Source organism: Candidatus Obscuribacterales bacterium (assembly GCA_036703605.1).
In the GTDB taxonomy this organism is placed as follows: Bacteria; Cyanobacteriota; Cyanobacteriia; order RECH01; family RECH01; genus RECH01.
Genome location: DATNRH010000753.1, coordinates 1 through 8,941, shown reverse-complemented (window position 1 = coordinate 8,941; position 8,941 = coordinate 1). Strand labels below are relative to the sequence as shown.

The window sequence follows — 8,941 nt, the reverse complement described above, 5'->3', positions numbered from 1 at the left end:
GACAGGGCCTGAATTTGGATGCGATCGCGCCCTTGGATCAATAACGCCCCCCCAGCGATCGCCGTCACGGGAGCATCAAGCTGATCTGTAATCCATACCTGATGTTGACCGAGAAGGGTCAGATCCTGTTGCGTGACCAGTTGACTACTCAACAGCCGCAGATCTTGGCCTGCAGATAGAATCGCTGCTTGGGCATTGACCCCCTGGATCTCCACGTCCCCCGCCGCCACCGTCGGTAGATCCGTCAGCGGTATCAAGCCCGAGGTAGTGATCAGATACGGAGAAGCCTGAGACCGAGGGGAAAGCCTTGAGTCTACTGGCATTAAGGTGAGAGGCTGATCCAAATGAGACAAGGTCTGAGAGCGGCTAGAAGGGGTGGCGATCGCCACAGTTCCCTGGGGAGCGATCAACTGTCCTGTGCTCACCACTCCTCCGCCTGCTAGCACGAGATCCTGGGTTCCTTCTAGGATACCTAGGTTAAGAATCGCGGCTGGATCTGCCCCAAACTGCAGACCGATAGGAACTTCTAGGGTGAGCAGGGGCGGGGCTTGCGGCTGACTGGCGCTAAAGGATAGATCAGGGCCAAAGACTAAGCGATCGGCGGTGGTGCCCACAAACGAACCGCGCAAGTCTAACTGAGCATTGGGGCCAAAGATTAGACCATTGGGATTCATCAAAAATAAATTGGCATCCCCCAAAACACCGAGGGTTCCCAGAATGGTGGAAGCATTGGCACCGGTGACCCGTCCCACAATAGTATGGATGCCGGCGGGATTGGTGAAATAAACGCGCTGGCGATCGCCCACGTTAAACTCTTGAAAACTATGAAATAGATGACGACCCCGCTGGGCACCACCGTCAATTTGATCGATGCGCCGACCATTCACATTCACCCGCTGATTCAAACGGCTGCGCTCTGCCCCGAGGGACTCATCCGGCACAATCTGAGCGATCGCTGGAGAGCCTAGCCCCGCGATCGCCAGCAGACTAGTTGTATATATTACCCATGATCGACTGGCCATAATCTTACTCCTCAACAGTATCATCGCAACTTAAAACGGTTGTGCCGTAATGGAAAATAACACCCCATTTTCCTGCCAGGTTCGTTCTGATGACTGCACCGTGGTTAAAGGGGTTGCCCAATCGACGCGTAGGGTAAAATTGGGCTGCTGCCACTGCAAACCCAGCCCAATGGAGGCTAACGATGACTGTTCTAGGGAGCGATCGCCCTGATTCCACACCCATCCAGCCTCGATAAAGGGACAAAGCTGCAGCACCGCCTGCCATTCCGGCACCCGCAGCACCGGCAGCCGTAATTCTGCCGCCGCCAAAGCACCATTATCTGCAATCACTGCATCCTGACGATAGCCTCGCACCGTGTTAAATCCACCCAGGCTAAACTGTTCTACAGGTACAAGGGGCTGATCCGCAAGCTGCATCTCTCCACGCAAATAGAGTAATGTATCCGGCGCTAAGAGCTGTACCCACTGCGCCTGCCCCTGCCAACTGAAAAACTGACTGTCTGGTTCCGTATCATTGCGGCTAGCATCGAAGAGATCAACACCCAGGTTAACTTGCGATCGCAATGCCAACACACTGCGAGGGCTGCGGGACGTCCATTCTTGGGAAAACCGCAGGGCAGATATGCGAAGGCGTCCAGTACTATCACTACCTGGCGATAGAGCAATACCGCTATCGTCTAATAAGCTGCGACTGCGATAGTGAGACAGCGCCAGACCCACTGCAAATTCCTGACGCGCTGACTGCCACAGCGGCTGCCGTAGACTTAGATCATAGGACTGAGATGCAGACTCAATATCTAACTCATTAAACGGCGGTTCAATAATGCGATTCGATGTCGTCCCAAATCGGAAGGAAAGTTCACCCCCCTGAGCATTGATGGGCACCCCATAGGATAAATCTATCACGTCGCTACCGTCTGTATTGCTATAACCCACCGAGAGGCGATCGCCCCCGCCCAGTAGATTAGCCTCTGTCAACACCGCGCCCCGCCGGAAACTACCGACACTGGGAGAGCGATCGTTAGCGCTCACAACGTCTAAGCTGAATGAATCTGCCTCGTTGACATCAATCGTTAAGGTGCTAGATCCTGGCGTCACGCTGGGCACCAGCCTGGCATCAAAAGAGTCAATTAAGGGATTATTTTGCAGTCGTTGCAGTGCATCTAAAAGTCGTTCCTGATTCAGGGGTGCCGTTGTTCCTGGTGCCAAACGCGATCGCACATAGCTGGATCGCAGCCGCTCAGTTCCAGTCACTACAATCTCATCAACCTGTCCCTCCACAACTTGTACAACGGCTATCCCGTCAGCCAACCGATCGGAGCGAATCACAGCACTGGAGGTAATATAGCCCTGCTCAACATAGAATCGAGTAATCGCTTGGGTAACCTCGATCAGGTCAAGATAACTGAGGACTTGCCCAGTGTAGTTTTCTAGAAGAGCAGCTAATTCTGCATCGGTAAATTGTGTATTGCCCAAAAACTGAAATGACTGTACCACAAATGTGTCTGACGGTACAGCGTCTGGCTCGATAACATCTACCTCCGGAATATTCAGATCCACGGAACTTGGCAGCTCCGGTGAGAGATCAGGAATAGGGGTAAACGATGGCTGCTCCGGCACCAAATCTTGAGGTGGCGGTAGATCAGGGGTTGAACCTTGAGCGACTAATCGATCAGCCCCAATCACCAGCGATCGCTCCTGTAATATAGACCATTGATCTGATCTATCTTGATCCAATTGATCCGGCGTTTCAGCAGCAAGGACACTGGCAGGTATCAAACCCCACAGAACAGTTCCGCTGATAAAGAATCCAACAAACCAGCGCCGACCGGATCCTCGACATACTTGACATAGCATAACTAAGCTCAATATAAGAAACACCCTGCTCATAACGTGCGATCGCCTTTCGACAAGCGATTGCACCATGGAAAATACTGGCACGGTCGTAGACCTTACCGCGTTTTACTCGATAGAGTCATGCGAGTTTATACGGAGACATCCTCGAAAACAAGTATGAAGAATCAGTAAAGTAACTCGATGCTTGTTAATCATTGTTACATGTAGCTGAAAACTTGCTCAAATCCCTGATTCTATCGTTCCGTTCAACGAGGCTTACCATAGTTATGGTGTAGAACTACACCATGAATCGAACGTTGTATATTGTATAGCTCTGCAAAATTCAGCAAAAAATATGCAGGTGTATTGTTTTGATAAAGCGATGTCAGGACAATACTAATTTTGTATGAAGAAAGCGATCGCTGCATAATTTTCCGTCATACTGCTTGAAGAACATTTCAGGTACATAGGATATTAATTCAAAGGACATTACCTGATGTGTCAGCACAATCTTCGCGACCTAGATTTTAGACGCTGCTTACTTCACAGACCCAAGTCCTCTGTTGCTTGAGTATAATCGAATGACAATAAAACTATGGCTGAGCTGATGCCTGTTGAAGCCCAGTTACTTAGCTCCGCCAACTGGACAGACACGAGTCATCTTATCGCCAGCGATCGCCCTTGAGTTTTTCCATAGAGTTAGGATTTCGGCGGAAATCTTGACGTTATCTACTACTAAATTTGCATACCATCACTGCAATCTACCTATGTCAACATATATTACCAGGTTATTCAATTCATAGTGGGTATAACTGGCGTAGAGATCCTAAAACAGGGCGAGCGAAGTTCCACTACAGAGTTGATATTGCTGCACTAGGAGGCACACCAGTAAATGCTGTTAGAAACGGTAGAGTAGTTTTTGCAGGCTGGAATAATCAAGGGTACGGTAATTTGGTCATTGTTGATCATGGAGATGGCACAAGAAGTTACTACGCACACTTGTCTAGTATTAACGTATCTTACAATCAATCCATCAATGGTGGCATCATGACTGGCAGAGTGTGAACTACAGGATATTCAACTGGAAATCATTTACACTTGGAAATTCGAGTGTCACCTTATCGCCACCAAATAGACAATCGTAATCCAAGGAACTATATCAGTTCCTAGCTTCTATTTGCTAGATATCTGCAAATGATTATCCCTTCTACAATTGTATGGAGCGATCGCCCTCCTTGCTCCCAACTACAAAGGGCGATCGCTCCCCACTGATTCTCGTAGTTCAAGGAGCGATCACCCCCTCCTAGTTTCCTAACAATTGTTAAGGATGTCGTAAAGCTTATGCAGGGCTGCGTAAAAACTGGACAGTTCTGCGTAATTCCTTGTAGAGGCATTTTCCTAGGTTTCCCGTCATGACATCTACCCCGCCTGTCCGCGCTGAACTGAATGATACCTGGCTCTGCCCAGATCTAAGCCTACACTGGGTGCTGCTGCAAGACCCAAATGGGCAGCACGTTTGGCTGCGGGGCAAGCAGGTGGCGGTACGTCATGCCATGACGGCGATGGAAGGATATGCCTTGCGGTACTTTGTGGGACGGTTCACGATCCGGCGCGTGCAGCAGGTGTGTCGGCAGGAGTTTTCAGACCTGCCTGATAGCTTCATTGCTGATCTGCTGCATAAGCTGGTTGACCTAGGCATTCTCAGCGTCGCTGATTCTGCGGAAGAGCCGTCTTCGGCTGAGGATGCAGAGACTGTAGCCCCCCTCCGTCCCACAACAGGGCCGCGCCTTAAAGAGTCTATGCATTGGATTCAAACGAATGACGGTCACTGGATTTTACGGAACCCAGTGAATGTTACCTTTGTGCAGCTCAACGATGTGGGTAAACAAATTGTAGGACAACTGGGGACAGAGGCTCCGGTGGCGATCGCTTCCCGATATGGCGTATCCATTGAAGAGATGCAATCCCTCCTCCAGCAATTGGTGCTGACGGAGGGCAGTACCCAGATGTCTGCAGATCCCTTGGCAAGGGGACAAAGCGGGGGATCGAAGGCAGGATGAGGATGTTACAGTCAAAAACATTCAACTGGATGTGATATGACGAGAGCATCAGAGTTTGCCCCCTTTTTCCAAGAGTGCTCAAAAAGGGACATCATGGAATACATCAGAGCGCAAGGAACATCTAGGGCAGCTTAGATCATTTCAAAGGCTGTCACATCAAAGACTGTCACAGGTTTCTCTCACAGCCAGGATGGAGCATGGCACAATAGATCCTCTGGCGAGGATCTTATGAGGAGTATACCGTGACAGATTGGGTTCGTATAATTGTCAAAAGCCCCATTGTGCAAAAGATTGAGCAAATGGTGCCGGACTATTCCCTTGTAGGGGAGTCAATTTTTTTCAGGAACGATCAGTTTTCTTGGGCGAATGATCTAGAAGCCAACTGGTCGGTGATTCGCCAAGAGTTTGAGCAAGTATTCCAGCATGTGAATGCTCTGCCCAATTTTCAAGACATCATGCCGCGCCAAAAGCGCATTAGTGCTGATGATGGTTGGAAAACCTACTATTTTTATGCTTTTGGGTTTAAGGCAACTAAAAACTGCGATCGCTGCCCCGAAACCTGGAAGCTGCTTAAGGATATTCCGGGACTGAAGGTAGCATTTTTCTCCATTTTGAGTCCGGGCAAGCAGATTCCGGAGCATTGCGGTAAGCACAAGGGGTTAATTCGCTACCACCTCGGCTTGATGGTTCCAGAACCGAAGGAGCAATGCCGCATTCAGGTAGGCGGGCAGACGCGCCACTGGGAAGAGGGCAAGAGTCTCATTTTTGACGACACCTATCCCCATGCCGTGTGGAACGATACGGATGGCTACCGGGCGGTGCTGTTTTTAGACATCGAGCGTCCCTTCCGCTTTCCGCTATCGTGGCTGAATTGGACGGTGTCTCAAATTCTCTCTTTTTCGCCCTTAGCCAAGGAGGCGAAGACCAACTATCAGCGCTGGGAAAAGGAGTTTGACGCCTTGGACGTCAACTCCAAAGGGTAGGTTTCCCGAGGAGCGATCGCTTGTCCATTACTCTGATGGGGCTGAAGACAGTCATTGTTCCATACCTGCAAGAGTTGCCTGACCTATCGTCTTGCGCCTCTTCTTGGTTGGATCGGTTGACTCAGACATCCGGCGATCGCTCTTAAAAATCAGGTGACACCCAGCCAGATCATTACCATCTGAGCTTGTTGAAGTCTGGACTTAACGATTAATGGGTAGGATATATTAAGACATCAAAGCTTTGCGAAACAATGCGTTAAGGTCGATTCAGACGGGCAGGCGGAGTAATACCCCGTTGACTGAGGCTGCGTTCAATTTGCTGCAAAAAGTCTAGGTCATCCATGGGAAGCCTGCCGAGGTCACCATAGGGGTTCAAAAAGGCAAAGGCTTGGCGGAATTGTTCAGGTGTTGCTTTGACGGGGGCATCGAGGTGGCAGGGAATGATGTGCTGAAAGTCCCATCGGGCAACCCGCTCAACCCAATTCAGGGTTTCTACGGGAGCGCGGTTAAGGATCAGGGTTTGTAAAATGGGTGCAACGAAAAGTTGTCCATTGGCCCGCAGGGCTTCAAAGGAGGTTTCCCAGGTGTCTTGCCAGCGGAAGGGATACCAGCCAAAGTAGGCTCTACGGGAGCGATCGCTGGCCTTAAAGGCATCCTGAATAGACTGTAGCGTGCCGACTACCTCTAGAGCACTAGGGCGAAAGTAAAAGGCAAAGAGAACAATGCGTTTCCAGCCCTTCAGGCGCGATTGCATCTGGTCTTCCACGATCTCGCCGCTGTGGTCTTTGGCATGAAATAATAAGGGATAAGGATCTTGCTGGATAATGGCTGGAGGATGCTCTGGAACCGATACAACGCAATCGGTGACTAAGAGGGTGCGCGATCGCCGATGGAATAGGGCAACTTCTTCGAAGGGGCCTAGACCAAGATTGATGGGCCCAAGTATGGCGTAGTCAAACTCTTGGGCAAAGGGCGTATTTCCCGACATGGGTAATGCACGGGTGCGTTGACGCGGCAGTCCGAGCCAGCTTAGGGGCAAGTTGACCGGAAAACTCCATTGGTCGGGAGCGATCCAAACCTGCGCTTCAGGACACTGGCGGGCAAAGGGGCCCACAAAAACCTTATGCTCAATACCCGACACGGTTGGTAAGATAATATGCTGCACCTGGCCATACCGGGCTTCTAGGTCTCGCAGCAGTCGCATACATTCCCGAGTGGGGGCAATGGGCGCATACACTAACAAGCCCCCAGCTTCTAACCGCACCACGGTCATGCGAATTGGCACAATCACGTAAAGAATGCCTTGGCATTGGTCAAACGTCCAAATCCAGTCTGGCACCACCTCTTGGCGCAGAGTACGTCGCTGCCCATAGGGGTAGATCGGCACAATGGGCCAAAAGGGCCAAGTCCAATCGCTGGCGTTAGTGGGGAAAACGTGACCGTCATGCTCCTGCATTCGTAACCAGGCCTAAACCGTAAGTGGGCATAACGTCTAGTCTCTCATACCCGCTCCGACTGGGCTATCCCTGCGGGTCGAGTCCAGCAATTCTTAGATTGAACGTGAGCTTGACTGGTGTACGCTTCGTCACCCTGAATGGGGCAACGTACAGGAGACAAGCGGACAGCTCAGCCCGAAGGTCGTGTCCGCTGTAGGGTGCTGTTAGGCGAAGCCGTAACGCACCGTTGCATGAGGCTTTTCGCTATCAGGTCATCCAACGTACGGGTTGATGAAGGTCGGTTTTGATCAAGCAGAATGGTGACCCTGGGGTGGCCCGACCTCCGATGGGCAACCGGGTTGACGGCGAGCCTCTAAATAATCACCCAGAATTTCCTGGTAGCGCGATCGCCCCACAATGGCATAGTGGCCGGGATAAACCGTCTCGACGGGCAGCTTCTGCAGCCGTTCGTAGGTGGCGATGTAGCTAGGAATATGGCTACAGTGCAGTTCATCCAAGAGTTCGCCGTCGTAGATCACATCCCCGGAGAAGAGTTCCTGCGCCTGGGAATCATAGAGGGCAATACAGCCATGGGAATGACCAGGAAGGTGCATGACTTCAAGGGCGCGATCGCCCAAGTCCAACACGTCTCCCTCGTGCAAAATCTGGGTCGGTTCCGCCGATCGCAGGGTATAGTCCTGCACCGTGAAGCCCGGATAGGGTGGTTGCTCAAAGTGTTCGGGCAAGACCCAGCCTAGTTCAGGTGTGCAAAGCGCTTCGTGGTCGTCGCCCGATCGCAGCGCCTCGGCTTCTGCACTGTGGATGGCCCGGTGCTCAAATTCATAGATCCCACCGGCATGGTCGAAGTGAATGTGGGAGGCGATCGCCAACAGAGGTTTATCCAACAGGCCAGCTAAATAATGGCGCAGACTAGCCACGCCTAAACCGGTATCAACCAAGAGATCCTGATCCCGTCCCTTAATCAGCCAGAGATTGGCTCGATTCCACCAATAATAGTGATGCTCTGTGATCAAATACAGCCCATCGGTCACCTGCTTGGTGGTGAACCAGGTGTCATTCATGGGAGCAGGGGTAGGCATCATGGCGATCGCTTTCATAGGTGCAGGCAGAGTATACCGCACCCAACAGTCGCTATTCTAGGAACCTGGGCTACCCTTATGTAAGCAACTCATAACAGAATGGGTGACCTGGGATTCGAACCCAGAACCAGCGGATTAAGAGTCCGATGCGCTGCCGTTGCGCCAGTCACCCAGAGGTTTTCTATTGTAGCAGACATCTCTCTTGTGTAAGCAGCCCGCTCGCAGGAAATTTCGCATTTCTTCACCGACAGGCGAACGATCAAGTTCAGGCCATTTCCCTAAGATTGCTTGCCCCCATCTCTAGTCTCTATCTCTAGTCATGGCGGATTCCTCGCCCCATCCCCATCAGCTAGGAGTGATGCCAGGAAAAAGGTAGTTTAAGCTACGACGTCTGGGCAAGGTTCTACGTTATGACAGCAGATGTTATAACAACTTGACGCTATAGGGTGATGAAAAGGTTATGGGATTATCGACCTTAAAACAAGGCACGTTAGCGATCGCTGC

The 8,941-nt window shown here is 51.2% G+C and carries 6 protein-coding genes and 1 tRNA gene; 2 read left to right on the top strand and 5 right to left on the bottom strand.

Annotated elements, in window-relative coordinates:
- On the bottom strand, positions 1–1,022 hold a 1,022-nt coding region (locus tag V6D20_15690), incomplete at its 3' end, for a filamentous hemagglutinin N-terminal domain-containing protein (GenBank protein ID HEY9817223.1).
- 30 nt (positions 1,023–1,052) lie between these two features.
- Positions 1,053–2,879, bottom strand: coding sequence for a ShlB/FhaC/HecB family hemolysin secretion/activation protein (locus V6D20_15685; GenBank protein ID HEY9817222.1), 1,827 nt, complete (start codon positions 2,877–2,879; stop codon positions 1,053–1,055).
- Positions 2,880–4,270: 1,391 nt separating this feature from the next.
- On the opposite strand from V6D20_15685, the gene V6D20_15680 reads away from it, so the two are divergent.
- Positions 4,271–4,918 (top strand): hypothetical protein, encoded by a 648-nt coding sequence (locus V6D20_15680; protein HEY9817221.1) that lies wholly within the window; start codon positions 4,271–4,273, stop codon positions 4,916–4,918.
- A 242-nt stretch (positions 4,919–5,160) separates the two neighbouring features.
- Entirely contained in the window at positions 5,161–5,901 is a 741-nt protein-coding gene (locus tag V6D20_15675) for an aspartyl/asparaginyl beta-hydroxylase domain-containing protein (GenBank protein HEY9817220.1), read from the top strand.
- Positions 5,902–6,157: 256 nt separating this feature from the next.
- Here V6D20_15675 and V6D20_15670 read toward each other — a convergent pair whose 3' ends face one another.
- The 3 genes from V6D20_15670 to V6D20_15660 all read right to left on the bottom strand — a co-directional run bounded on the left by V6D20_15670 (position 6,158) and on the right by V6D20_15660 (position 8,609).
- Positions 6,158–7,357, bottom strand: coding sequence for a DUF4336 domain-containing protein (locus V6D20_15670; protein HEY9817219.1), 1,200 nt, complete (start codon positions 7,355–7,357; stop codon positions 6,158–6,160).
- 288 nt (positions 7,358–7,645) lie between these two features.
- Entirely contained in the window at positions 7,646–8,455 is an 810-nt protein-coding gene (locus V6D20_15665; protein HEY9817218.1) for an MBL fold metallo-hydrolase, read from the bottom strand.
- An 82-nt stretch (positions 8,456–8,537) separates the two neighbouring features.
- A tRNA-Lys gene (locus tag V6D20_15660) sits at positions 8,538–8,609 on the bottom strand.
- Between the last annotated feature and the right edge of the window lie 332 nt (positions 8,610–8,941).

Excerpts from the sequence above, each read along its gene's own strand:
- V6D20_15680 (HEY9817221.1), top strand. The coding sequence starts at position 4,271 with ATGACATCTACCCCGCCTGTCCGCGCTGAACTGAATGATACCTGGCTC.
- V6D20_15665 (HEY9817218.1), bottom strand. The coding sequence starts at position 8,455 with ATGAAAGCGATCGCCATGATGCCTACCCCTGCTCCCATGAATGACACC.
- V6D20_15670 (HEY9817219.1), bottom strand. The coding sequence starts at position 7,357 with ATGCAGGAGCATGACGGTCACGTTTTCCCCACTAACGCCAGCGATTGG.
- V6D20_15685 (HEY9817222.1), bottom strand. The coding sequence starts at position 2,879 with ATGCTATGTCAAGTATGTCGAGGATCCGGTCGGCGCTGGTTTGTTGGA.